Origin of the sequence: Parabacteroides vesiculifaciens (assembly GCF_049860805.1) — a bacterium.
Classification (GTDB): Bacteria; Bacteroidota; Bacteroidia; order Bacteroidales; family Tannerellaceae; genus Parabacteroides.
Genome location: NZ_CP187555.1, coordinates 2107909 through 2133267, shown reverse-complemented (window position 1 = coordinate 2133267; position 25359 = coordinate 2107909). Strand labels below are relative to the sequence as shown.

Annotated in this window: 21 protein-coding genes; 20 read left to right on the top strand and 1 reads right to left on the bottom strand. The window is 45.5% G+C overall.

Features of this window, described 5'->3' with window-relative positions; all coding sequences use genetic code 11:
- The first annotated feature begins 258 nt into the window (after positions 1-258).
- From ACPYIV_RS08670 to ACPYIV_RS08655, 4 genes are all read left to right on the top strand, one after another.
- Positions 259-1140 carry a FecR family protein gene (locus ACPYIV_RS08670; RefSeq protein ID WP_301704216.1) on the top strand — a complete coding sequence of 294 codons (882 nt, stop codon included), beginning with the start codon at positions 259-261 and terminating at the stop codon, positions 1138-1140.
- A gap of 3 nt (positions 1141-1143) precedes the next feature.
- Positions 1144-3849: a TonB-dependent receptor domain-containing protein gene (locus ACPYIV_RS08665; RefSeq protein ID WP_425886350.1), complete on the top strand. Its 2706-nt coding sequence runs from the start codon at positions 1144-1146 to the stop codon at positions 3847-3849.
- Positions 3850-3865: 16 nt separating this feature from the next.
- Positions 3866-4861: a DUF4249 domain-containing protein gene (locus tag ACPYIV_RS08660; protein WP_293733516.1), complete on the top strand. Its 996-nt coding sequence runs from the start codon at positions 3866-3868 to the stop codon at positions 4859-4861.
- Between the two features lie 219 nt (positions 4862-5080).
- Positions 5081-6259, top strand: coding sequence for a 6-bladed beta-propeller (locus tag ACPYIV_RS08655; RefSeq protein ID WP_425886349.1), 1179 nt, complete (start codon positions 5081-5083; stop codon positions 6257-6259).
- On the opposite strand, the gene ACPYIV_RS08650 is transcribed toward ACPYIV_RS08655, so the two are convergent.
- On the bottom strand, positions 6256-6858 hold the full coding sequence (locus ACPYIV_RS08650; protein WP_293733518.1) for an HdeD family acid-resistance protein: 603 nt from the start codon (positions 6856-6858) through the stop codon (positions 6256-6258). The genes ACPYIV_RS08655 and ACPYIV_RS08650 overlap by 4 nt on opposite strands.
- A gap of 145 nt (positions 6859-7003) precedes the next feature.
- On the opposite strand from ACPYIV_RS08650, the gene rfbA reads away from it, so the two are divergent.
- From rfbA to ACPYIV_RS08570, 16 genes are all read left to right on the top strand, one after another.
- A complete protein-coding gene (rfbA, locus tag ACPYIV_RS08645; RefSeq protein WP_293733519.1) occupies positions 7004-7888 on the top strand; it encodes a glucose-1-phosphate thymidylyltransferase RfbA in 885 nt (294 codons plus the stop codon).
- Positions 7881-8951, top strand: a complete 1071-nt coding sequence (locus ACPYIV_RS08640) for a GDP-L-fucose synthase family protein (RefSeq protein WP_425886347.1) — start codon at positions 7881-7883, stop codon at positions 8949-8951. Before rfbA ends, ACPYIV_RS08640 begins: the two co-directional genes overlap by 8 nt.
- Before the next feature lie 62 nt (positions 8952-9013).
- Positions 9014-10165, top strand: a complete 1152-nt coding sequence (gene gmd, locus ACPYIV_RS08635; RefSeq protein WP_293733521.1) for a GDP-mannose 4,6-dehydratase — start codon at positions 9014-9016, stop codon at positions 10163-10165.
- A gap of 110 nt (positions 10166-10275) precedes the next feature.
- Positions 10276-11424, top strand: a complete 1149-nt coding sequence (locus ACPYIV_RS08630; RefSeq protein WP_293733522.1) for an OmpA family protein — start codon at positions 10276-10278, stop codon at positions 11422-11424.
- Positions 11425-11524: 100 nt separating this feature from the next.
- Positions 11525-12922: an undecaprenyl-phosphate glucose phosphotransferase gene (locus tag ACPYIV_RS08625; RefSeq protein WP_293733523.1), complete on the top strand. Its 1398-nt coding sequence runs from the start codon at positions 11525-11527 to the stop codon at positions 12920-12922.
- 68 nt (positions 12923-12990) lie between these two features.
- The gene (gene ruvX / locus ACPYIV_RS08620) at positions 12991-13413 is read left to right on the top strand and encodes a Holliday junction resolvase RuvX (protein WP_293733524.1); all 423 of its coding nucleotides are present in this window, start codon (positions 12991-12993) and stop codon (positions 13411-13413) included.
- Between the two features lie 5 nt (positions 13414-13418).
- A complete protein-coding gene (def, locus tag ACPYIV_RS08615; RefSeq protein ID WP_293733525.1) occupies positions 13419-13976 on the top strand; it encodes a peptide deformylase in 558 nt (185 codons plus the stop codon).
- A gap of 24 nt (positions 13977-14000) precedes the next feature.
- Entirely contained in the window at positions 14001-15548 is a 1548-nt protein-coding gene (locus ACPYIV_RS08610; protein ID WP_293733526.1) for an acyl-CoA carboxylase subunit beta, read from the top strand.
- 24 nt (positions 15549-15572) lie between these two features.
- Complete coding sequence (locus tag ACPYIV_RS08605) at positions 15573-15905, top strand: acetyl-CoA carboxylase biotin carboxyl carrier protein subunit (RefSeq protein ID WP_293733527.1); 333 nt, start codon at positions 15573-15575, stop codon at positions 15903-15905.
- 137 nt (positions 15906-16042) lie between these two features.
- Positions 16043-18163, top strand: a complete 2121-nt coding sequence (locus ACPYIV_RS08600) for a tetratricopeptide repeat protein (RefSeq protein WP_293739585.1) — start codon at positions 16043-16045, stop codon at positions 18161-18163.
- 766 nt (positions 18164-18929) lie between these two features.
- Positions 18930-19277: a hypothetical protein gene (locus tag ACPYIV_RS08595; RefSeq protein ID WP_300427905.1), complete on the top strand. Its 348-nt coding sequence runs from the start codon at positions 18930-18932 to the stop codon at positions 19275-19277.
- A gap of 141 nt (positions 19278-19418) precedes the next feature.
- Positions 19419-21374, top strand: a complete 1956-nt coding sequence (gene thrS / locus ACPYIV_RS08590; protein WP_301705999.1) for a threonine--tRNA ligase — start codon at positions 19419-19421, stop codon at positions 21372-21374.
- A 33-nt stretch (positions 21375-21407) separates the two neighbouring features.
- Positions 21408-22025 carry a translation initiation factor IF-3 gene (gene infC / locus ACPYIV_RS08585; protein WP_300427909.1) on the top strand — a complete coding sequence of 206 codons (618 nt, stop codon included), beginning with the start codon at positions 21408-21410 and terminating at the stop codon, positions 22023-22025.
- 59 nt (positions 22026-22084) lie between these two features.
- Positions 22085-22282, top strand: a complete 198-nt coding sequence (rpmI, locus tag ACPYIV_RS08580) for a 50S ribosomal protein L35 (protein WP_005635323.1) — start codon at positions 22085-22087, stop codon at positions 22280-22282.
- A 106-nt stretch (positions 22283-22388) separates the two neighbouring features.
- Complete coding sequence (gene rplT / locus ACPYIV_RS08575) at positions 22389-22733, top strand: 50S ribosomal protein L20 (protein WP_005635321.1); 345 nt, start codon at positions 22389-22391, stop codon at positions 22731-22733.
- 449 nt (positions 22734-23182) lie between these two features.
- Positions 23183-25357 (top strand): family 20 glycosylhydrolase, encoded by a 2175-nt coding sequence (locus tag ACPYIV_RS08570; protein ID WP_425886344.1) that lies wholly within the window; start codon positions 23183-23185, stop codon positions 25355-25357.
- Positions 25358-25359: the final 2 nt, after the last annotated feature.

Genomic DNA, 25359 nt, shown 5'->3' with positions numbered 1-25359 from the left:
TGTAAAGAGTGCCACCACCAATATGTATTTACTAAAATTGTTCTCATGACTTTTGTTGTTATTACGGCAGCAAATATATGCATTCTCTGACAAACAGCAAATAATCCGGCCGTTTTTTTGAAAAAATATTGTGTTTCCTCTTAAAAATGGGTTAAATACGGTGTCTGCACAATTAACATTCTTTTAACGGAAGCGCATAGTGAGTTTCTTTTCTTCTCCTGTCTTTATCTCTGAAACCAATCAATAGAAAAAGAAAGTATGGAACCTCCGCATGATCATATAGAAGAGATATTAGACAAGCTCGCCGCCTCCACGCGTTCACCCCGGGGACGCTATTCGGCTTCGGAAAGCTGGAAGTTATTGGAGAGGCGCATCTCATCTCCCCGGAAGAAGCGGTTGCTGTCGTTCCGTCTGGCGGGCGCTGTTGCGGCTTCCATCGTCCTTTGTCTTGCAAGCTGGCTTGTATATGATTATTATAGACCGGTAAAGATGCTAACGGCTTCAGCCGGCGCTGCCATATCGGTAATCACATTGCCTGACCGGACGGAGGTGACGCTGAACCGTTATTCATCTCTGACCTACCCGGATCATTTCAAAGGGGAGAGACGGGAAGTGCAGTTGATAGGGGAAGCCTATTTTGAAGTGGCGAAAGATGCCCGGCATCCCTTTATCGTGAAAGCGGACCCGATCGGTGTGGAAGTGCTCGGAACACATTTTAATGTAGAAGCCTATCCCGGTGATGCCGAGATAAAGACGACCTTGCTGGAAGGTTCCGTTGCCGTCAGTACGCCGGCCATGAATAGCCGGATCGTGCTTTCTCCGGGAGAAAGCGCCGTCTATGACCGGGCAGGCAAAACGCTGCAGGAAGAAAAAACAGAGGAAAACGATACGGCTGCCGACTGGCGGGACGGTCATTTCCATTTCGATTATCTGCCCTTGCGGGAGATCGCACGGGAGCTGTCAAACGCTTTTCATGTGAAAATAAGGATTACAGATGAAGATATAAGGAATTTCCGTATCAGGGCGCATTTTACGGAAGGCGAGAGCTTGGACGAGATACTCGGCCTGCTCCAGTCGGCCGGTAATTTCAGTTATGTAAAGGCAAATGATACGATCCTGATCCGTTCTAAACTTAACTAAGTCATGAATTATTACCTATATTGTCTCCGCCGGCTGTTCCGGCTTATTCTTTTATTATGGATAGTCTTCAGAATAGCGCCGCTCGCCGCACAAGACCGGGCGGCGCGTCTGGACTTCCGGATCAGCCAGGCTACATTAGACACCTTTGTCCGGCAGTTGGAAGATTCCACCGGATTCTCTTTTATCTATAGCGAGAAGATAAGGCTCCGGAAGCCTGTTACCCTTGATGTCAGTCGGCAGACTATCGGGGAAATCCTGCAACTTGCGTTCGAAAAGGAAGCGATAACGTTTAAAATCTCCGGCACTCATATTCTGCTGGGTGAGCAAACTGTTTCCAGTAAATATACCGTCAGCGGATATATCACGGATGTCGTATCGTCGGAGACGCTGATCGGCGCCAATATCCTCGAAGCTCGCCTCCATGCCGGTACTTCGACAAATCCTTTCGGGTTCTACAGCCTGACCTTGCCGGAGGGAGAGACCGAACTTCTCTATTCGTATTTAGGATATGAAACCGGGCATTGCCGTTTCGTGCTGAGCCGGGACACGGTGATGAATATACGTCTCCGGACGGATAACCGGTTAGAGGAAGTCGTCGTCCTCTCTAATAAAAAAGAAACAGGCATTTGGGCGACGGCCATGAGCACGTTGGATATTCCCATGACACAGATACGGAACACTCCCGCTATCCTTGGAGAGGCCGATATCCTTAAAACAATCCAACTGATGCCTGGCGTACAGGCCGGGACGGAAGGATTCAGCGGTCTGTATGTGCGCGGGGGAGGCCCGGACCAGAACCTGATCCTGCTGGACGGCATCCCCATCTATAATGCCGACCACATGTTAGGCGTGTTCTCCATCTTTACGCCCGAGGCCATGAAGAAGGTCACGCTCTTTAAAGGATCATTCCCCGCACGCTACGGCGGACGCCTGTCTTCTATCGTGGACATCCGGACAAACGACGGCGATATGCAGAATTACCACGGCACAGTCAGCGTCGGCCTCTTGACCAGCAAACTGCATCTCGAAGGACCGATCCTGAAAGATAAAACATCCTTTTGCCTGACCGGACGGCGCACTTACCTTGACTTAGTGGCAAGGCCGTTTCTGCCGGAGGACAAGAAATATAATTACTATTTCTATGATATCAATGCCAAGATCAACCATAAGTTTTCCGGTCGCAGCCGCCTGTTCCTCAGTTTCTACAAAGGGAAAGATCACTACGACTATAAGCAGGACAAGGAGTACGATAATAACTACGACTATAACCCTCGTATGTATCTCTACAACAGTCGGATCGATTTCAACTGGGGCAATGCGATTGCTGCCGGCCGGTGGAACTATGTCTTCAACAGCAAACTGTTCAGTAATACGACCGTTGCTTACAACCATTACCAGATGGGCATGGCAGACAGCTACCGGAAAGAGATCACCGGGGCCGATAAGAACGGTACTGTCAAGACAGACTATAACGAGTCGTTTGTCTACAACTCCGATTACCGTTCCGGCATACATGACTGGAGCTTCCGCACGGACTTCGATTATATGCCCGTTCCCAACCATCATATAAAGTACGGGGCTTCTTATCTTTATCACACGTTCCGGCCGGAAGTGACGACCTCGCGTGTGAAAGAAGCCGCTAACGGGCAGACGGCACAAGACACCGTCTACAACGATTCCTCGAACAGCTACCTGCACGGGCACGAGTTTTCACTTTATGCCGAAGATAATATTGACATTGGCGACCGCCTGAGCCTGAATGCCGGTCTTCATCTCTCCCTGTTCTCTACACAGGGGAAGGGCTATCTGTCGGCACAACCCCGTATTTCTGCCCGTTATCGCTTTCAGGACGATTTTGCGGCAAAGGCCTCCTTTACACAGATGGAACAGTATGTGCACCTGCTATCATCTTCTCCTATTTCGTTACCGACCGACCTTTGGGTTCCGGTTACGAAAGAGATCCGCCCCATGCGCTCCTTCCAGTATGCTGCCGGTGCTTATTATACCGGCGTGAAAGGGTGGGAGTTCTCTTTGGAAAGCTATTATAAGGATATGCGCAATGTCTTGGAATACCAGGATGGCGCTACCTTTTTCGGATCATCCGGCGGATGGCAGGAGAAGGTCGAAATGGGCCGCGGACGCTCGTTCGGTCTGGAGATACTCGCCCAGAAGACCATCGGGAAAACAACGGGATGGCTGGGATATACGATCGCCAAGAGCGACCGTCAATTTAAAAACGGGACAGTCAACAATGGTGAACGCTTCCCCTATAAATACGACCGCCGACATAACATAAACCTCTGCATCAACCATGCTTTCAGTAAGAAAACAGACGTCGGGATCACCTGGATCTTCAATACGGGCGGAACGGCCACTGTCGCCGAACAGCGCACCGGGACGGCATCGGGCAACCTGATCGACTACATCTCCCACCGCAACAATTACCGCCTTCCCGTCAGCCACCGGCTGAACCTGAGTGTCAATTTCCATAAGAAGTTGCGCCGTGGTACGCAAACCTGGAATATTTCTATCTATAATGCCTACAATGCCATGACTCCGAGCCTTATTTATAAGGAAGAAGAATACATCGGCGTACAGCATATCAAACCGGATGGCCACTATGATACACTCTGGAAACGGAAGACGAGGCTGATCAAACAGACACTTCTGCCTTGTGTCCCTTCGATAACCTATACGTACCGGTTCTAATAAAAAAGAATATAATATGAAAAAGAATTTATCCATATTATCCATACTGGCTTTCCTGCTGCTTTCTGCTTGCGAGAATGAACTGCCATATATGGACAAACCGCAAGCTCCGCAACTCCTGATGAACGCTTTCCTGGAAGCCGGAAAAGAAGAAAACAAAGTCTCCCTGCGTATAATAGATTCCGATACGGAACAGGCAGAAAACATTGCCAATGGTTCCATCACCGTATATGTCAACGGTGAAAAGACCGAAACAGCCCAGGTGGAAAAACTATATAACTCTTCCTACGAACCCAATTGTACCTTGAAAACCCTATTTCGTCCCGGCGACCATATCCGCCTCGAAGCGACAGCCGAAGACGGGCTATATCGAGCCGGCTGCGAAGTAGAAATTCCGCAGCCCATCGGGGAATCCATCCATGTCGATACGCTTCGCACTCTGCTTAGGGCCAGTTATGGCATGAAAGATTGTATGCAATACAAAATAACAATCCATGACCGTCCGGACGAGAAAAACTACTATCGTCTTATTATCGAAGAAAATGCATACCGGATTTCTTCGGAAGACGGCATCAAATACGGCCCTTTCCCCTCTTATCCTGAAATTATCAACCAGGAGGATATCGTCTTGACTGACGGCCACCTGACGACTGCCGACGACGAAGAATTCGGCATCCTCGACATGACCGTCCAAAATCTTAACAATGTTTTCACGGATGGCCGTTTTGAAAATGGTTCGTACACTCTTAAAGTCTACACCTCTGTCCCGTCTATGAGCGGGTTTAACAAGAAAGATCATCTTCTCCTGGATGTTACGGTTCGCGTATTGAGCATATCACAGCCCTATTATCGTTATCTGCGTGCGATGAACTGCCTGGATTCGGATGATTACAACGAGACTTTTATGGAGCCGGTCATTGTCCCCCAAAACGTATCGGGCGGCTTAGGTTTTATCGGGACTTCCTCCGAACAGCAGGTAACCTTGCGGATGATCGACCAGCCGCCCTTGTAAGTTCTCCTTTCTGCAATCGTAAGGTTGCGATACTGGCATAAGAAAAAATTTTTATCTTATAGAAAACTTTTTCTTATGCCGATGGGAATTTTTTCTCCTCTTGATGAGAATTTTTTCTCATACTTTTGAAAACGATGAGAAAAGTAAACGAATTATTCGTAATAGGCAGACTGAGATAAAACTTTACGTATATTTGTGGAAATCTAAATCTATTGCAAAATGAAAAAGTCTGTACTCCTGTCTCTTTTAAGTTTTGGCATATCATTACTTTATGCTCATGAGTTGAATAGCCAAGTCGTTATCCCTATCAAGGATAATCTTCATAACGCGAAAACAATCCATCTGAGTGAGATTGCCTCCGATGTGACTTTTGTTCCGTTGGAAACGACAGACGATTGCTTGTTGGGCAATGACTGCTATATCCAGTATGTCGACGGGCAAATATTCGTTTCGTCGGATATCCTGTATCGTTTCGATGGTAAAACCGGCAAGTTCCTGAATAAGATCGGCAGTAAAGGGCAAGGGCCGGGAGAATATCTGAATTCTTTCCGGTACACGGTGAATCCTGTTACGAAACGAATCTACGTCTTGCAGTTCAAAGATATGTTGGAATATGATTATGACGGAAAGTACCTCCGTACTTTGCCGGCTGATAATCATAATGTGGGAACTTGCTGTATGCTAAACGAAAATCAACTGCTTTACGCAAACGACGCCTATAATAATACGGTGGAAAACCTGGCGCCCCAACTTTATACCGTCGATTTGCAAAAGGGGAAAATAGTGGGAAAGATCGCTTCTCCGGTTGAGAAGAAGTTGAGGGGAGCATTAAACCTTTCATCATTCGATTTCTTTTATCCCTATAAAGGACAGGTTTATTTTAAAGGCTCTTTTCAGGATGAAATTTATCTGGTCCAGTCTCCTAAAAAGAAAGTCGCGGCGTATGTTTGCGATCGTGGTTATTTGAAAGCAGGCTACGATAAGAAAAATGCCGAGATCGATCCGCGGAACCGGATGAAAGGGATTCAGATACAGAACATTTTTGAGACGGATAAGTACTTGCTACTCTCGTATGTTTATGAGAAGAACAGCTATCAAGGTGTTTTCGACAAGGCGGATCATTCATTTGTGAATGCAGTTACGGGAGAAGGGAAAGCAGGGCTTGAAAATGATCTGATAAGCGCTCCTGCCGTTTATATCGCTCCTTTCCAGATAAGCCCTGACGGGATAATCGTAAATGCAATCAACGCCGGTTACCTGTCAGAGCACCGGAAGGATTTTAAAATAGCGAATCCCGGGCTGCCCTTCCGTGAAGCTGAGTGGAATCGAATGCTCGACAGCCTCACGGAAGATAGCAATCCGGTTATCATACTAATAGCGGTAAAGCCGGGGAATTAATATGCTTCTTGGGTATCCTGTTCTCCGTAGTACTCCTTGTTCCGTTTATGCAGGCTCTTAAGTTCAAAAGAAAGCATGACGCGGAAGATCCCGATGATCAGCAACGTGTAAGCAATCATATAGACAAGCGATAAAGCTCCGAGGCCCGGCTGCCAGATAATACCGATGCTGCACAGGATTGCCAGTATGCCGAAAGCCATGTACCAGCCCCAGTTGCGGGTCCCGTAACGTTTCAGGTCCATGGCATAGCCGGTTGAAGCGAAGCCGCGGAACATCAGCCAGAAGGCAACGATGAAAGGCAGTACGGCCATGCTTAAGCCGATATTGGCCATCAGGTAGATACCTAAAATCAGGTCGATGATACCGCTTGCCAAATACCAGCCCCAGCTGGAAATATTCTTTTTATTGGTGACGGCAAAGAGGATTTCCAGCGTGCCGCTGACAAACATGGAAACGCTAAACAATACACTCAGTGCAACATAGCTTGCCAGCGGTGTGAACATCAGGCAGATTGCAATAAGGATATAAAGCAGGCCCAGCAATAGGGAAACCCACCAGTTTTTTACTCCGAAGTTGATTGTGTCAATAAAAGTCTTCATAATAAATTCGTTTTTAATTATTTTGAAATCTACTTTCTAACAAACCTTTGGAAAGAAAAGTTTTATAGGGCCGGTAAAGTGAATTATTTTTAATACATTTGTCCTCCCTTATATAATTTGTACATCTATATAATAAGATATTGATATGAAAGGTATTGTTTTAGCAGGAGGGTCCGGTACGCGTTTGTATCCGATAACCAAAGGGGTGTCTAAACAGTTGTTGCCTATTTACGACAAACCGATGATTTACTATCCCGTGTCTGTGCTTATGCTGGCCGGAATACGTGAGATATTGGTGATTTCCACACCGCAGGATCTGCCCGGATTTCGTCGTTTGCTGGGAGACGGTTCCGACTATGGCGTCCGTTTCGAGTATGCCGAACAACCTTCGCCGGACGGACTGGCACAGGCATTTCTGATCGGGGAGGAGTTTATTGGAAATGACTCCGTTTGCCTGGTCTTGGGCGACAATATCTTTTACGGACAGAGCTTCACCGCTATGTTAAAAGGCGCCGTGGGGAATGCGGAGGACGAACAAAAAGCAACAGTCTTCGGTTACTACGTCAATGATCCGGAACGTTATGGCGTGGCTGAGTTCGATGAGACGGGCAATGTGTTGAGCATTGAAGAAAAACCTGCTGTCCCGAAGTCGAATTATGCAGTTGTCGGCCTCTATTTCTATCCGAACAAAGTCGTGGAAGTAGCTAAACAGATTAAACCTTCCGCCCGCGGCGAACTGGAGATCACGACTGTCAACCAGGAGTTCCTGAAGGACGGCGAACTGAAAGTCCAGCTTTTAGGACGCGGTTTCGCATGGCTCGATACCGGCACGCACGATTCCCTTTCCGAAGCCTCTACCTTCGTCGAAGTGATAGAGAAACGGCAAGGACTGAAAATCGCCTGCCTGGAAGAAGTGGCTTACCGGAACGGATGGATCGATGCAGAACGGTTGAGGAGGGTTGCCACTCCGATGCTGAAGAACCAATATGGACAATATCTACTGAATTTGATAAAAGGAGAGAATGAATAAAGACTGTAAAATATTTGTAGCAGGCCATCGGGGACTGGTCGGTTCCGCCATTTTGAAGAACTTGAAGACAAAAGGTTATACGAACTTTGTCTTGCGTACGCATGCCGAACTGGACTTGACCGACCAACAGGCGGTTCATGATTTTTTTGCTGCCGAGAAGCCGGAATATGTGTTCCTGTCGGCCGCCCATGTCGGAGGGATTATGGCGAACAGTCGTTACCGGGCCGACTTTATTTACCAGAATCTGATGATCCAGAATAATGTGATTCATGCTTCTTATCTGAATAAGGTAAAGAAACTTCTGTTTCTGGGAAGCACCTGCATTTATCCTGGAAATGCCCCGCAACCGATGCCGGAGGATTGCCTGCTCACTTCGCCCCTGGAGTATACGAACGAACCTTATGCAATTGCTAAGATTGCCGGGATCAAGATGTGCGAGAGCTATAACCTGCAATACGGGACTAACTATATCGCGGTAATGCCGACCAACCTGTACGGCCCGAATGATAATTTCAACCTGGAGACTTCACATGTGCTTCCCGCCATGATCCGCAAAATACATTTGGGAAAATGCCTTACCGAAGGGGATTGGGATTCCGTCCGGAAGGATTTGAATGTACGTCCGGTTGAAAACGTATCCGGTGATGCTTCCGCGTCCGAAATACTGGAGGTCCTTGCCAAGTACGGTATCTATCCCGGAAAAGTGGAGTTGTGGGGTACGGGCAAACCGCTTCGTGAATTTCTTTGGAGCGAGGAAATGGCGGATGCCTCCGTTTATGTGATGGAGAAGGTCGATTTTGCCGATCTCTGTCCTGCGATGGGCGATATCCGGAATACACATATTAATATTGGTACCGGAAAGGAACTTTCTATCCGTGAAGTGGCTTTCCTGATTCGTGAAAAGGTCGGCTTTGCGGGTGAAATCGTATTTAACTCGTCCAAGCCGGACGGGACAATGCGCAAGCTGACGGATGTCACGAAGTTGCACGCTTTAGGTTGGCACCATACGATCGAAATAGACGAAGGAGTCGAACGCCTTTACGGATGGTACTTGGGAGAGTGAGAATTAAAAAGTAAGAATTAAAAAATAGCGATGAATGATATTTCATTCTTAATTTAACAACGATGAGTAAAGTTGCTTTAATAACAGGAATAACGGGACAGGACGGTGCTTACCTGGCTGAGTATCTGATTAAGAAAGGATATGTGGTGCATGGTATCAAACGCCGGTCGTCCATGTTCAATACGGATCGTATCGATCATCTTTATCAGGACCCGCATGTGGAAAACCGTAATCTGATCCTGCATTATGGTGACCTGACCGATAGTTTGAACCTGACTCGTATCATCGGTGAGATACAGCCGGATGAGATCTATAATCTGGCAGCCATGAGCCACGTGAAGGTAAGTTTCGATACTCCTGAGTATACGGCTAATGCCGATGGCCTGGGGGTTTTGCGTATTCTGGAAGCGGTCCGTTTGCTGAACCTGATTCCCAAGACGCGTATTTACCAGGCTTCTACTTCCGAACTTTATGGCCTGGTGCAGGAGGTTCCACAGAGGGAAACGACTCCATTCTATCCGAGAAGTCCTTATGCCGTGGCCAAACTTTATGGTTACTGGATAACGGTGAACTATCGTGAAGCTTATAAGATGCATGCCTCGAATGGTATTTTGTTCAACCATGAATCTCCTTTGAGGGGGGAAACGTTCGTAACCCGTAAGGTGACCCGGGCCGTTTCACGTATTGCCTTGGGAATGCAGAAAAAGGTTTACATGGGAAATCTCTCTTCCAAACGTGACTGGGGACATGCAAAAGACTATGTCCGTGCGATGTATGCTATCCTCCAGCAGGACGAACCGTCCGACTATGTTATTGCCACGGGTATCACGACAACTATCCGCGATTTCTTGAAAATGGCGTTCGCCGAGATTGGCGTGGAAATTATTTTCAAAGGTGAAAATGTTAATGAGGTAGCTGTCTTAAACTATATTGACGAAAAAGTGTTTATTGAAAGAGTCGGAGAGGCTTATCTCGATAATTTCAGGAAACGGATTGGAGATGAGGTCGTTGGTGTCGATCCCCAGTATTTCCGTCCGACTGAAGTTGATCTGCTGATCGGTGACGCGACAAAGGCCCGTACCCGTTTGGGATGGGAGCCAAAGTACGATTTGGCCGCTTTAATTGAAGATATGATGTTGAATGATATAAAGTTGATGAAGAAAGAATCGTATCTTAGAAAAGGTGGTTATGAAATATTGAATTATTTCGAGTAGCGTCGAACTTTTATTGTTTTTATTTGTTATAATTAGAAAAAGAGTTAATTTTGCAACCTCTTTGAGCATGATTATAGGTAATTGATTGTTTAATTAAAATGTTGATGAATATGAAGACTAAAGTATTACTTTTAGCTTTGTTATCAGGTTTTGTTTTCTCTGTGTCTGCACAGGAATTTAAACCGCAGGTTGGGTTTAGCAATGAAGCGGGCTATAAAACAAACTTCAAAAAGAACAAAGCTGGCGACAACTGGTTTATCTCTATTGCAGGTGGCGCAAGTGTTTTATTTGGTGACCAGAACAGTGAAGCCGATTTCAAAAATCGCTTGAATTTCGCTCCTCAGTTCTCTGTTGGTAAATGGTTCAATCCGTATTTGGCTCTGCGTTTACAGTTGAATGGTGGTGTGTTACATGGTTTTGAAAACACCGGTGCTACTTTTATGCAGCACAATAAATATGCAGCTGCTCATGCTGATTTGTTGTGGGATGTAACTAATTTCTGGGCTCCTTATAACGAAAAGAAAGTGTTCCGTTTGATTCCGTGGGTCGGTCTTGGTTACGCACAGCGTTTCAAAAACTCTGAAGAAAACAGAAGCATTGCAAGAACAGAATCTCCGACGGTTAACTTCGGTATCCTGACTGCATTCCGTTTGAGCAAACGTGTAGATTTGAACGTTGAAGTTCAGGGTTCATTGCTGAACGAACAGTTTAACCGCGTTTCTATGTATCACCTGACTGACGGTATCGGACAGTTGAGCGCAGGTTTGACTTTCAAACTGGGTAAAACTGATTTCGAAGTATTGGAACCGATGGATTACGCTTTGCTGAACGACCTGAACGGCCAGATCAATGCTTTGCGTGCTGAAAACGACGAATTGAGCAAACGTCCGGTTTCTTGTCCTGAATGTGAAGAAGTCGTAACTAACGTTGTTAACAACTATGTAGACAATGTGGTATACTTCCGTATCAATAGCGCTAAGATCGACAAGAACCAGCAGGTTAGCATCTTTAATACTGCACAGTTTATGAAAGATACGAATGTGCCTATCAAAGTTATCGGTTATGCTGATAAGAAAACAGGTACAGGTTCTTACAATATGCAGCTTTCTGAAAAACGTGCAAGAGCTGTTGCTAAAGAATTGATCGATAAATACGGTATCTCTTCTAACCAGATTACAATCGAATGGAAGGGCTCTGACGTTCAACCGTACAGTGAAAACAACTGGAACCGTGTTGTTATCATGACTGCAAATGATTAATTAATTTTTGATTATATCCCGAAAGGCTGCACATAATCGTGTGCAGCCTTTTTTTTGCTCGGAAATAATGCTTATTTTTGCATGATTTTAGCGCGTAGTTATGGAGTTAAATAAAAAACATGGTTACCTTATTCAATGGTTAATAGGCGTTGGAGATCTGATTGTACTGAATCTTCTTTTCTTTATTGTCTACTATGGATTGAATAATTTATATACATCTGCTATCGCCGGAAGTTTGCGCGAGGTGGTGCTATTGTTGAATTTCTGCTATTTCTTCTCTCTTTATTTTGTCCCTTTACAGTTGCATATGTCCATTGTCTTTATTGACAAGATTGTGCAAAGGGCGTTCCTTTTGGTTACGATTATGACTTTCCTGTTTGCCACTTGCCTGATATTCCTGAATGTCGGAGATGTGTTGGCAACTTTCTTGCTGATTTATTATGTCGTTACGGTCGTTATATTTTCATTGTGGCGCGTTATTGTCCGTGTGACTTTGAAAATGTACCGCCGGAAAGGGTACAATTTTAAGAAGATCGTGATTGTCGGGGCCGGAAAGAACGGAATGGAATTGTATAAGGTTATGAAAGACGATTTGTCGTATGGCTTCAATATCCTGGGCTTTTTTGATGATAATTTGTCTTTGAAATCTGTCCTGCCGAATTATTTGGGAATGACGCATGAGGTGGAGAGCTTTGTGCTGGCAAATGATGTGGATGAGATCTATTGTACTTTGCCGGGTACGAATGATGAGAAGATCGTACGTTTACTGAATTTTGCGGAGAAGCACATGATCCGCTTCTATATCGTTCCGGAATTCTATCGAAACCTGAAGAAGAGTCTCGTAATGGAGGTGTTGGAGTCCATCCCTTTGATGACTGTTCGCCGCGAACCTTTGCAGGCAGCTTACAACCGGGCGTTGAAACGTTCGTTCGATATTCTGTTTTCTACTATAATTTTGGTGACAATATTCCCGGTTTTGTATGTAGTGGTCGGTATTATGATCAAGCTTAGCTCTCCCGGGCCGGTCCTGTTCAAGCAAAAAAGAACGGGATTGTACGGGCAGGATTTCAGATGTTATAAGTTCCGTACGATGAAAGTAAATTCGCAGGCGGATTCTTTGCAGGCTGTAAAGAACGACCCGCGTAAGACGAAAGTCGGAGATTTTCTTCGCCGTACGAATCTGGATGAGTTCCCCCAGTTTATTAATGTATTGAGAGGCGAAATGTCGGTTGTTGGACCGCGCCCCCACATGCTCAAACATACCGAGCAATACTCTGCGCTGATCGACAAATATATGGTGCGTCATTTGGTTAAACCGGGCGTGACGGGTTGGGCGCAGGTAACCGGATACAGGGGAGAAACGAAAACACTGGAACAAATGGAAGGCCGGGTGAAACGAGATGTATGGTATATCGAAAACTGGTCTTTTTTCTTGGATCTTAAGATTATAGTAGTAACGGTTCTCAATATGTTCAAGGGAGAAAAGAACGCTTACTAAGTATTAAATTGCACACTTTTTGTATATATGTGTAATTGGGAACTGAATTTATGTTATCTTTGTGCCCGATGGGAAGGATTATAGCAATTGATTATGGCCGGAAACGTACCGGACTGGCGGTTACAGATACCTTGCAAATGATTGCAAACGGACTGACAACCGTGCCGAGCGGTGAACTGACAAAATATCTGGCTGATTATGTTTCGCATGAACCTGTTGAGCGGTTTGTAGTCGGGCTTCCGAAACAGATGAACAACGAACCTTCAGAAAACATGAAGTATGTGGAAGCTTTTGTGACACATCTGAAACGGACCCTTCCGAACATTCCGGTAGAATACTACGACGAACGATTTACTTCTGTTTTGGCACATAAGGCAATGCTGGACGGAGGATTGAAGAAAAAGAAAAGGCAGGATAAAGGATTGGTGGACGAAATCAGTGCCGTTATTATCTTGCAATCATATTTGGAAAATAAGAAATATCAGTTATAAAAGTTATGATTTTACCAGTATATTTATATGGACAGCCTGTGTTAAGAAAAGAGGCTGAAGAAGTTCCGATGGACTATCCGGATCTGAAACAATTGGTAGCCAATATGTTTGAGACGATGTACAATGCTGATGGCGTGGGGTTGGCTGCTCCGCAGGTCGGTTTGTCATTGCGTCTTCTGGTGATCGATGCCGATGTGATGGGAGATGATTTTCCTGAATGCAAAGGCTTTAAGCGTGCAATGATCAATCCTGTCTTCCTCGAAAAAAGCGAAGAAGAGGTTTCGATGGAAGAAGGTTGCCTGAGCTTGCCGGGTGTGCATGAGAAAGTATCCCGTTCGGCGAGAGTGCGTGTGAAATATCTGGATGAAGAGCTGAAAGAACATGAAGAAACGGTGGAAGGTTTTGCTGCCCGTGTCGTGCAACATGAGTGTGAACACTTGGAAGGCCATGTATTCATAGACAATATTTCAGGAATCCGCCGCCAGTTGAACAAAAGCAAACTAAATAGTATTATTAAAGGTACAGCCCGTTGCTCCTATAAAGCAAAAGCGGTTGGTAAGTAATAAGAACTCTATTAACTAATCAGTATGACAGATTTAAGTAAAAACATTCAGGCCCTCAGGGAAAAGAAAGCCGTCGTTGAGATGGGTGGCGGCGAAGCTGCTATCGAAAAGCAGATCGCGATGGGTAAATTGACTGCCCGTGATCGTATTCTATCCTTGTTGGACAAGAATTCTTTCCACGAATATGACCTGTTCGTGAAGCACGACGGTCGTGATTTCGGAATGGAGAAGAAGGATTTACCAGGTGATGGTGTTGTTACAGGTACAGGTACGATCTTCGGCGCTCCGGTTTGTATCTATGCACAAGACTTTACGGTTGCCGGTGGTTCGTTGGGCTTGCAGCATGCACGTAAGATCACGAAGATCATGGATCATGCTCTGAAAATGAAATGTCCGATTATAGGTATCAACGACTCGGGTGGTGCGCGTATTCAGGAAGGTGTAGGTGCATTGGCGGGTTATGGTGAAATATTTTATCGCAATACTATCGCTTCCGGTGTTATTCCTCAGATTTCTTTGATTCTGGGACCCTGCGCCGGTGGTGCCGTGTATTCGCCGGCTTTAACGGACTTCGTGTTTGTTGTTGAAAATATCTCCAAGATGTTTATTACAGGTCCGAATGTGATTAAGACCGTATTGGGCGAAGATATTTCGATGGAAGACTTGGGTGGTGCCCGCGTTCATGCAGAAACGACCGGTAACGCCCATTTTTATGCACAGAGCGAGCAGGAATGTTTCGAACAGGTTAAACGTTTGGTAAGTTTTATTCCTTGGAATAACCAGGAACGTGCGAAAGTGGCAGAGCCGAAGGAACCGGCTGCGGTGATGAACATTGAAGATGTGGTTCCGGCAGATCCGAAACAGCCGTATGACGTACGTAACGTTATCAAATGTATTGTAGACGATTCCGACTTCCTGGAAGTACAGGAGTTGTGGGCAGCCAACATTGTGATCGGTTTCGGCCGCATGGGCGGTGAAACTGTCGGTTTCGTAGCCAACCAACCGATGGTATTGGCAGGTGTTCTGGATTGCGACAGTGCTGATAAAGCTGCACGTTTTATCCGTTTCTGCGATTCTTTCAATATTCCTATTATCACACTGGAAGATATGCCGGGTTATCTGCCGGGTGTAGACCAGGAACATGCAGGTGTGATCCGTCACGGTGCAAAAGTACTGTATGCTTATTCCGAAGCGACTGTTCCCAAGATCACGGTTATCCTGCGTAAGGCTTACGGTGGTGGTTACATTGCCATGAATTCACGCCACTTAGGTGCAGACTTTATGTTTGCTTGGCCGAGTGCCGAAATTGCGGTGATGGGTCCGGAAGGTGCAGCCAACATAATCTTCCGTAAGGAAATCATGGAAGCTGAAGACCAGAACGCAATGCGACAGGAAAAAGTCAAAGAATATATCGAAAAGTTTGCAAATCCTTACGTGGCTGCGTCCAAAGGATTTATCGATTCAGTTATCGAGCCGAAAGAAACCCGTTCATTGTTGCTTCACGCACTTAAACTTTCTGTATTGAAAGAGGAATACAGACCGGCTAAGAAGCACGGATTGCCTCCGTTCTAATTAACGCTGTAAAAACTTTTAAATATGGAAAAGAAAGAGAAAGAGAACGAATATGTGGATTTTGTAGTGACGGCCCGTAAATATAAGACGCTGCTGACTGCAAAATATAAGAACCGTAAAATGTGGCATAAACCCTTTGTCGGTGATGTGATTTCTCATCTTCCCGGAACGATCGTTAAAGTGGAAGTACAGCAAGGACAGGAAGTCGAAGCCGGCCAGTTGCTTATGATCCACCAGGCGATGAAGATGTTCAACCGGGTGGTTGCTCCCGTAGCCGGTACGATTGTCGAGCTGGGTGTAAAGGAAGGTGATAAGATCCCTAAGGACCATTTGATGGTTAAGATTCAGCCGAAGTAAATTACTGAAGCAAGTAAATATAGAAAGCTTTCACACTGTTTTGCAGTCTGTGAAAGCTTTTTTTATAGTTTGGTTTTAACGGCTAAGATTATTTACTTACTTTTGCGACCGATCAATGTTGAATATTTTTATAATAGATGAAGAAAGCGATTCTTTTATTTATATTCCAGTTGTGTTCATTAGCCATGTTTGCACAAATCAATACCGACCGTGTGCTGACTATTGGACGCAACGCTTTGTATTTTGAGGACTATGTTCTTTCGATACAATATTTCAATCAGGTAATCAAATCGAAACCCTGGTTGGCTGAACCGTATTTCTACCGTGCAGTGGCGAAAATCAATCTGGACGATTATAAAGGTGCTGAAGAAGATTGCACGCTTTGTCTTGAGCGGAATCCTTTTCTGGTACAGGCGTACTACGCTCGAGGTATTGCCCGTCAGAGTCAGGAGAAATTTAGCGAAGCAATAGAAGACTACAGAAAAGGGTTGGAGTTTAAGGCGGAAGATCGCCAGATGCTGGTGAATATGGCGGTTGCCAATATCCAGAAGAAAGATTTTAAGGAAGCTGAAAAGGTCTTTGATGAACTGATGGCGGCTCATCCCAAATATTCCATGAACTATTTGACGCGTGGTGCGATGTACACCGAGAAAGGAGATACGGTCAAAGCGCTTGCAGACTACGACAAGGCGATCAGTATGGATCCTTATTATGCACCTGCTTATGGAAATCGGGCGATTTTGCTTTATCAGATGAACAATTTGAAAGATGCGCTTGCCGATTTGAACGAGGCCATTCGCCTGAATACCCGTGAGAGTGGGTATTACATCAACAGAGGTCTGGTCCGTTACCAGCTGAAAGACTTGCGTGGTGCCATGGCTGATTATGATCAGGTGGTCAGCATGGACAGCCACAACCTGATTGCCCGCTTCAACCGAGGATTGCTTCGGGCTCAGATCGGGGATAACAACCGGGCTATCGAAGATTTCGACGTTGTGATCGAGATCGAACCGGATAACTATATGGCTTATTACAACCGTGCGTTGTTGAATTATGAGACCGGAGACTATCAGGGGGCTGTACGTGATTTCGATGTCGTGTTGCAACAATATCCGAACTTTGTCGCCGGCTATTATAGCCGTGCGGAAGTGAAGCGGAAAATGCATGACGAGGTGGGAGCCGACCGCGATTATTGGACTGCCTATAATATGGAGCAGCAGAAGAAGAACGGAAACGCTTCGGGGAATGTCGCTTCCAAGAATGGTAACAATGCCGGAGCGCAATCGGCCGACCCGGCATCAAAGGATGAAAATACACGTGAACAGTCGGATAAAAATATCGATAAGTTCAACCGCCTTGTCGTATATGATGAAGAAGAGGTGCGCAAGACGAAGTATAATAGCGAAATTCGTGGACGCGTACAGGATCGCAATGTGCGTGTGGACCTGGAACCGATGTTTGTCCTGACCTATTACGAAAAAGTAGATCCGGTAAAGAAACTGGTTTATTATGACAAGATGGTGGAAGCCTATAATGCCCGCTTGGTATTGGAACGTAAATTGCGTATCACAAATGAGGAAGCTGCCCTTACGGAAGATCAGGTTGCCGTACATTTCGCATCCATCGATAATTTCTCGGCCCGGATAGCAAAGAATCCGAAAGATGCGGATGCCTATTTCGGACGTGCTCTGGATTTTATGCTTGTACAGGACTTTGCCGAAGCGCTTAAAGATTATACGAAGGTGATCGAACTGGATCCGGATTTTGCCATGGCTTATTTCAACCGGGCTGTCGTTCGCTATAAACAGCTTGACTATAATATGTCGCAGGCAGCTAGCGCCCAGGATGATTTTTCTGCCATGAGTATGAACCTGAAAATGGGAAAGAATCCGACTGTTACTCGTACACCGGTGACATCCGATCCGACTTCTGCATCCCTGAAAGATAATAAGCGAGCTTACGAGCATGAGATGATTACGCGGGATTATGATATGGTAATCAAGTTGAATCCGGGTTTTGTGTATGCCTATTTCAATCGTGGAAACCTGCGTTGTGCTCAACGTGACTTCCGGGCTGCCATCCAGGATTACAGCGAGGCGATCCAGCGTGATCCGGAATTTGCCGAGGCCTATTTCAACCGGGGATTGGCACGCCTTTCGCAAGGAGACGCCAATCGGGGCATTGCTGATCTGAGCAAAGCCGGAGAATTGGGCATCATCAATGCTTATAGCATTATCAAGCGTATGACAAGTAATTAATGTAGTTTCCCCTTATTGTAAAAAATATCTTGAAAACGGCTTGGTAGACCTCTGTCAAGTGTTCTCCACACGATTGTTTCTGGAACGGAGAAAGCAGTTTTGGGGCATCTTACCCATGAGTTGCGCAGAAAATTCCAATGACGACCGTCTTCATCGCCATGAAGTCAATGTTCATACATAGTGAACTCGGCAACTCACGGCAACGAAGACGGTCGTCATGGCGATGAAGACGGTCGTCACGGAAACGGGATGCCGGAATCCTTGAAAATATCCCTGTTTTCTTTGCTATTTTTCCATATCCTCCCCTTCTTTTCTCAAATATTCGATTCTCCCGGAGTTTAGCTTTTTCTGAATGATAGGAATTGGGGAAAATCAATTGACAGGTGTAACGTTGTTTGGATGAACCAGGCAGGAGATCAGTCCGTGTGTTAGAAAAAAAGCCATATGGGCAGATAAAAGACAGATCGGAACAGTGACTGTTTTCTCTTGAAATAGAAAAATGGAGGGTTATTGTAAAAAAGGCAATATATTTACTTCTTCCGTCCCTTATGCTTTAGGCATCGTAACTCTATAGGTTTAGCAGCTATTGGTTTGTGACTGGCGCACCTTCCTACTTAGTAGAACTTCTGAAACGCATCCATTAGGATTTAGACCGTTTGGTGCATGAAGAGACCGATGCCGAAACGCTTGACGGTGTGGATTCGGTCGACTCTGATCCCTTCGCCGTATGTTATCGATACGGGATGGGTGTAAAGATTTGTGGCAAATGTATAGTATGTATGAATTTGATCAAGAACTTTTGATTTGTCATGATTCGTTTAATGAAAACACGGCTGCAGAACTTTACGCGGGACAGCCGTTTATGTTAGTATCCAAGCACGAGAATGCCTGTTTCCGATATCAAGTGCATAATAATGATTATACAAAGAATGAAGAAGTATCTTTTAAGTCAAGACCTTTAAACAGGGAAATTCCTTCTTGCCAATCCTTAGATGCCCCGAAGTTGGTTGCTGATTATCAGAAAGGTCGGTTGAAAGGCCGTTTGAAAGAGATTGCCTCTAAATTGAATGAGGATGACAATCCTGTAATCATGCTGATCAAACACAAAAAATAAATGTTTTATTGTCTGTCGTGTGCCTCTTTTTGTATAAAAGGTTGCGGAGCAGAAACTTTTTTCCTAAAAGTTCTGTTTAACAAAAAAAGAATACTAAATTTGCATCCTGATTAATTTTTAGGAATTTATAGTGAACAGATTATGATAAAGATTACATTTCCGGATAATTCCGTAAAAGAATATGCCGAAGGAACGACCGCTATGCAGATTGCGGAAAGTATCAGTTCCCGTTTGGCACAGGAAGTTCTGGCTGCAAGTGTGAATGGTGAGATTTGGGACCTGACTCGTCCGATCAACCAGGATGCCGCCGTCAAACTTTTCAAGTGGGAAGACGAAGAAGGTAAACACGCATTCTGGCACTCCAGTGCTCACTTGATGGCTGAAGCTTTGCAGGAATTGTATCCTGGTATTAAGTTCGGTATCGGACCGGCTATTGAAAACGGATTTTACTATGATGTGGATCCGGGTGATGCAGTTATCAAAGAAGGTGATTTCCCGGCTATCGAAGCAAAGATGCTTGAACTGGTAGCAAAGAAAGAGGAAATCAAACGTCAGGATATTTCGAAGGCTGACGCCATGAAAATGTTTGGCGATAGAGGTGAAGAGTATAAAACAGAACTTATCAGCGAGTTGGAAGACGGAAAGATCACAACCTATACACAGGGTTCGTTCACCGACCTGTGCCGTGGTCCGCACTTGCCGAATACATCCTATCTGAAAGCTGTTAAAATAATGAGTGTCGCCGGTGCTTACTGGCGTGGCGACGAAAAGCGTAAACAGTTGGTCCGCCTGTATGGTATCACCTTCCCGAAGAAGAAGATGCTGGACGAATATCTGGTATTGATGGAAGAAGCGAAGAAGCGCGACCATCGTAAGATCGGAAAAGAACTGGAGTTGTTCACATTCTCTACAGCAGTAGGAGCGGGGCTTCCGTTATGGTTGCCGCGTGGTACGCAGTTGCGCCTGAAACTGGAAGATTTCTTGAAACGTATCCAAAAGAAATACGGTTACCAGCAGGTAATGACTCCGCATATCGGGGGGAAGCAGTTGTATGTGACTTCCGGCCACTATGCTAAATACGGTAAGGATTCATTCCAGCCGATTCATACTCCGCAGGAGGGTGAAGAGTTCTTGTTGAAACCGATGAACTGCCCCCACCACTGTGAGATATTCAAATCATTCCCGCGTTCATACAAGGACCTGCCTCTGCGCTTTGCTGAGTTCGGAACCGTATACCGTTATGAACAAAGCGGTGAGTTGCACGGTTTGACAAGGGTACGTGGCTTTACGCAGGATGATGCTCACCTGTTCTGTCGCCCCGACCAGTTGAAAGACGAGTTCCTGAAGGTGATGGATATTATCTTTATCATCTTTAAGGCTTTGGATTTTGAAAACTTTGAAGCACAGATTTCTCTGCGTGACAAGGTAAACCGGGAAAAATATATCGGTTCGGAAGAAAACTGGGAAAAAGCTGAAAGCGCTATTATCGAAGCTTGTCAGGAAAAAGGCCTGAAAGCCAAGATCGAATATGGCGAAGCTGCTTTTTACGGTCCCAAATTGGACTTCATGGTGAAGGACGCCATCGGCCGTCGCTGGCAGTTGGGTACGATCCAGGTCGATTACAACCTGCCGGAACGTTTCGAACTGGAATATACGGGTGAAGACAACAAGAAGCACCGTCCTGTTATGATCCACCGTGCACCGTTCGGCTCAATGGAACGTTTCGTTGCCGTGCTGATCGAACATACAGGTGGTAAGTTCCCATTGTGGCTGACTCCTGACCAGGTGTCGATCCTGCCGATCAGTGAAAAGTTCAACGATTATGCATATGCGGTAAAACGTCAGCTCGAAGCCGAAGACTTGAGTGTTTTGGTTGATGACCGTAATGAGAAAATCGGACGTAAAATCCGCGATACAGAATTGAAACGTATCCCTTATATGCTCATTGTCGGAGAGAAAGAAGCAGAAAATAATGAAGTTTCTGTAAGAAAACAGGGCGAAGGTGATAAAGGTTCGATGAAAATTGCTACCTTTGCAGCGCTTTTGAAAGGTGAGATAGAGGAACAGATGAATCACTGGAAGAAAGATAATAATTAATTAACTAATAACGAGGAGAATAAATCTTTTTGAATGAAGAATGACAGTCTGAAAGAACAGTATAGAATCAACGAACGTATTCGTGTTCGTGAAGTTCGTTTAGTAGGTGATAACGTAGAACAGGGAGTTTATCCTACTTCTCAGGCATTAAAGATGGCTGAAGATCAGGGGCTCGATCTGGTTGAAATTTCACCGAATGCTGCGCCCCCCGTTTGTAGAATTACTGATTATCAGAAATTCCTTTATCAACAGAAGAAGCGCCAGAAGGAACAGAAGGCGAAATCTGTGAAAGTAGTCGTAAAGGAGATCCGTTTCGGACCTCAGACTGACGACCATGATTACAACTTCAAATTAAAACATGCTAAGGGATTTCTGGAAGAAGGAGCAAAAGTAAAAGCATATGTGTTCTTTAAAGGACGTTCCATTCTTTTCAAGGAGCAAGGAGAAGTATTACTGCTCCGTTTTGCCAATGACTTGGAAGAATTCGGAAAGGTAGAGCAATTGCCGGTACTGGAAGGTAAACGTATGATCATCATGCTGACACCGAAGAAAGCCGGGGCTGCTGCCGTTGCTCCCAAGCCTGCCGTTTCAAAGCCGGTGGCGAAGAAGGTGATCGTGACTCCCAAGCCAAAGACTGAAGAGTCTGAATAATAAAGAAAGAAACCACCCGATAGAGGGTGTAAAGTTTAATAATTAAAACATATTGGAAAATGCCTAAGATGAAGACTAATTCCGGTGCCAAAAAAAGATTCGCTCTTACCGGAACAGGTAAAATCAAAAGAAAACACGCTTTTAAAAGTCACATTCTGACAAAGAAGACTACAAAGCAGAAGAGAAATCTTACTCACACAGGTCTGGTTGCCAGTGTAGATGTAAGCAACGTTAAGCAGTTGCTTGGTTTGAAGTAATCTTTTTTAATTAAGCGAGTTTTACAAGATTTTTATTAACCGAATGTATTTAGCAAATAAGATCATCCGAAAGTGATGACGCTAACATTCAAAACAGATTAGTATTATGCCTAGATCAGTAAATCATGTTGCTTCAAGAGCAAAAAGAAAACGGATTTTAAAACTTACCCGTGGTTACTATGGTGCACGTAAGAACGTGTGGACCGTTGCTAAGAATACCTGGGAAAAAGGTTTAACTTATGCATTCCGTGACCGTCGTAACAAGAAACGTAACTTCCGCGCATTGTGGATCCAGCGTATCAACGCTGCTGCCCGTCTGGAAGGTATGTCTTATTCTCGCCTGATGGGAGCTTTGCATGCAGCAGGTATCGAAATCAACCGTAAAGTTCTTGCCGACTTGGCTATGAACCATCCGGAAGCTTTCAAAGCAATCGTTGCTAAAGTTAAGTAATTGACAATATATAGCAATAGGAAAAGAGCTTCATTTTGGAGCTCTTTTTTTTATGATAAAAAGTTTGGTGGTTTCATACCTATTACTTATCTTTGTGATAAGAAAAATGAGTTAGCCGCACATGTTCGATTGGGAAACTCATCAGTTTATTTTAATTCCGAGACACAGCTCTTGTCGTCAATGGCGGGCCGCACCCTTCGGGGCATGCTTAGCACGGCGGATTACAAAGATGGCAAAGCACTCAAATCCTGTCATACGGAGTTTGTTCATATCTACGGTGCGGCTTTCTTTACATAAGAGAGGCTTTCCCTTCGGGGAGAGCCTTTTCTTTTATTTTCCCTGATACCCTTTTTTCGAAACACCTATGTTTTATTTCCGAAACAAGAGGTTGTCTGTTTTTTCTTCGTATATTTACCCTCTAAGAATTAAACACACTAAACTAAATATTTATGTTACTGCCAAAACAGTCTCGCAATTGTGTAACCGGGCTGGCTGTTGCCTGTTCGTTACTATTGGTTGCCTGCGCTCCGAAGGAAGTCCAGCAGGTGAATCTTATTCCCAAACCGGTACAGATGACAATGACCGGAGGAACTTTTCAGATCGATAGTCTCGCTTTATTCGGCGGGCAATCTCCCCGGAATGTCGATGCTATGATCGATGACGCCTGGTCTGGTAGCCCGGAAGGGTATCAGTTGGATGTGACGGCTAAAGGAATCGATCTGCGTGCAGGTTCGCCGGACGGTTTGTTTTACGGGATGCAAACGTTACGCCAGTTGTATGCCGGAGGGGGAGTGCCCTGTGTTTCTATACTGGATAATCCCCGCTTCGAGTACCGGGGATTGCATTTAGATGTTTCCCGGCATTTCTTTTCCAAAGAAGAAGTGATGAAATTGCTGGATGTGATGTCTTTTTACAAGTTGAACACCTTGCATATGCATCTGACGGATGCCGGAGGATGGCGTATCGAGATAGACAAATATCCGAAACTTACTACCGAGACTGCTTTCCGCACCGAGTCGGATTGGCGGAAGTGGTGGGACGGACGCGATCGTAAGTATTTGCCGGAAGGAACGCCGGGCGCTTACGGCGGTTATTATACGAAAGAGGACATCCGGGAAATAGTGAAGCATGCAGCCTCCAAACATATTAATATAATACCGGAGATAGAATTTCCGGGACATTCCGAAGAGGTCCTGATGGCCTATCCCGAACTGAGTTGTTCCGGTAAGCCTTACCAGAACGGCGATTTTTGTATCGGCAATGAGCAGTCGTTTACTTTTATGGAAGATGTATTGACGGAGGTGATCGATCTTTTCCCGTCCGAGTATATCCATATCGGTGGCGATGAAGCAGGAAAGTCCGCCTGGAAAAAATGTCCGAAATGCCAGGCCCTGATGAAGAAAAAAGGGATGAAGAGCGTGGACGAACTTCAGAGCTATATGATTCACAGAGCTGAAGAGTTTCTGATATCGAAGGACCGCAAGCTGATCGGTTGGGACGAGATCCTGGAAGGCGGCCTGGCTCCCGAAGCGACTGTCATGTCGTGGCGGGGAGAAGACGGTGGGATCAAATCGGCCCGGATGGGACATGATGTGGTGATGACGCCGGGTAATTATATGTATTTGGATTTCTACCAAGCCGATCCGAAGACACAACCCTATGCCATCGGTGGCTATACGCCGATAAAGAAAGTGTATAGCTATGATCCTATCCCGGCAGACTCGTTGACGGCGGAGGAATGCCAGCATATTTTGGGGGTACAGGCCAATACCTGGACCGAGTATATCCAGACACCCGAACATCTGGAATATATGATGTTCCCGCGTGCCCTTGCCGTAGCCGAGATAGGGTGGACTCCTCAGGAATTGCGGACATGGGAGGATTTCAAGCCTCGCATGAATGCTCATATCTCCCAATTACAAGGAATGGGTATCCATACATTCACGCTTTCAGACGAACTGGAAGTGACCATGCAGGTCGATACGGCAGGCAGAAAGATAAAAGTCATACTGGATGCCGAGAAATATCCGGCGGAAGTCCGCTACACGACAGACGGTTCTGTCCCGGTTGCCTCTTCCGCCCTTTATGCCGGACCGATAGTCGTGCACGATTCCGCTCATATCAAAGCCGCTATTTTCCACGACGGAGTGCTTCAGGGAACACCGACTGAAAAAAAGGTGGATTACCATCGGGCCATCAATAAACCTATACATTATAATAGTAAGCTCTACAAAGGCTATATGGCCGGAGGAATGAACGCTCTGTTGGACGGTTACCGCGGTGGCTTGACTTATCTGGACGGACGTTGGCAAGGCTATTTGGATGACCTGGACTGTGTGATCGATATGGAAGAGGAGACGGATATCCATAAAGTGTCCATCCGTTTCATGCAACTGATCGGTCCGGGGGTGTTCCAGCCCGGACAGGTAGAACTGCTGACTTCCGACGATGGTGAGAACTTTATTTCCCGCGGGATTGTTCCAACAACGATTCCGGCAGACGATCCGAATCTCTTGTTCCAGGAATATACGTTCGACGGCAACTGGAATGCCCGCTATGTCCGTTTGAAAGCGCCAAGGGCGAATCCCGGTTTCATTTTTGCGGATGAGATAGTCGTATGGTAGAT

Coding starts and splice junctions, on each gene's coding strand:
- infC (WP_300427909.1), top strand. CDS start 21,408: ATGAAGAATGACAGTCTGAAAGAACAGTATAGAATCAACGAACGTATT.
- ACPYIV_RS08610 (WP_293733526.1), top strand. CDS start 14,001: ATGACAGATTTAAGTAAAAACATTCAGGCCCTCAGGGAAAAGAAAGCC.
- ACPYIV_RS08595 (WP_300427905.1), top strand. CDS start 18,930: ATGTATAGTATGTATGAATTTGATCAAGAACTTTTGATTTGTCATGAT.
- ruvX (WP_293733524.1), top strand. CDS start 12,991: ATGGGAAGGATTATAGCAATTGATTATGGCCGGAAACGTACCGGACTG.
- ACPYIV_RS08670 (WP_301704216.1), top strand. CDS start 259: ATGGAACCTCCGCATGATCATATAGAAGAGATATTAGACAAGCTCGCC.
- thrS (WP_301705999.1), top strand. CDS start 19,419: ATGATAAAGATTACATTTCCGGATAATTCCGTAAAAGAATATGCCGAA.
- ACPYIV_RS08665 (WP_425886350.1), top strand. CDS start 1,144: ATGAATTATTACCTATATTGTCTCCGCCGGCTGTTCCGGCTTATTCTT.
- rpmI (WP_005635323.1), top strand. CDS start 22,085: ATGCCTAAGATGAAGACTAATTCCGGTGCCAAAAAAAGATTCGCTCTT.
- ACPYIV_RS08570 (WP_425886344.1), top strand. CDS start 23,183: ATGTTACTGCCAAAACAGTCTCGCAATTGTGTAACCGGGCTGGCTGTT.
- gmd (WP_293733521.1), top strand. CDS start 9,014: ATGAGTAAAGTTGCTTTAATAACAGGAATAACGGGACAGGACGGTGCT.
- ACPYIV_RS08600 (WP_293739585.1), top strand. CDS start 16,043: ATGAAGAAAGCGATTCTTTTATTTATATTCCAGTTGTGTTCATTAGCC.
- rplT (WP_005635321.1), top strand. CDS start 22,389: ATGCCTAGATCAGTAAATCATGTTGCTTCAAGAGCAAAAAGAAAACGG.
- rfbA (WP_293733519.1), top strand. CDS start 7,004: ATGAAAGGTATTGTTTTAGCAGGAGGGTCCGGTACGCGTTTGTATCCG.
- ACPYIV_RS08605 (WP_293733527.1), top strand. CDS start 15,573: ATGGAAAAGAAAGAGAAAGAGAACGAATATGTGGATTTTGTAGTGACG.
- ACPYIV_RS08640 (WP_425886347.1), top strand. CDS start 7,881: ATGAATAAAGACTGTAAAATATTTGTAGCAGGCCATCGGGGACTGGTC.
- ACPYIV_RS08650 (WP_293733518.1), bottom strand. CDS start 6,858: ATGAAGACTTTTATTGACACAATCAACTTCGGAGTAAAAAACTGGTGG.
- def (WP_293733525.1), top strand. CDS start 13,419: ATGATTTTACCAGTATATTTATATGGACAGCCTGTGTTAAGAAAAGAG.
- ACPYIV_RS08655 (WP_425886349.1), top strand. CDS start 5,081: ATGAAAAAGTCTGTACTCCTGTCTCTTTTAAGTTTTGGCATATCATTA.
- ACPYIV_RS08630 (WP_293733522.1), top strand. CDS start 10,276: ATGAAGACTAAAGTATTACTTTTAGCTTTGTTATCAGGTTTTGTTTTC.
- ACPYIV_RS08660 (WP_293733516.1), top strand. CDS start 3,866: ATGAAAAAGAATTTATCCATATTATCCATACTGGCTTTCCTGCTGCTT.
- ACPYIV_RS08625 (WP_293733523.1), top strand. CDS start 11,525: ATGGAGTTAAATAAAAAACATGGTTACCTTATTCAATGGTTAATAGGC.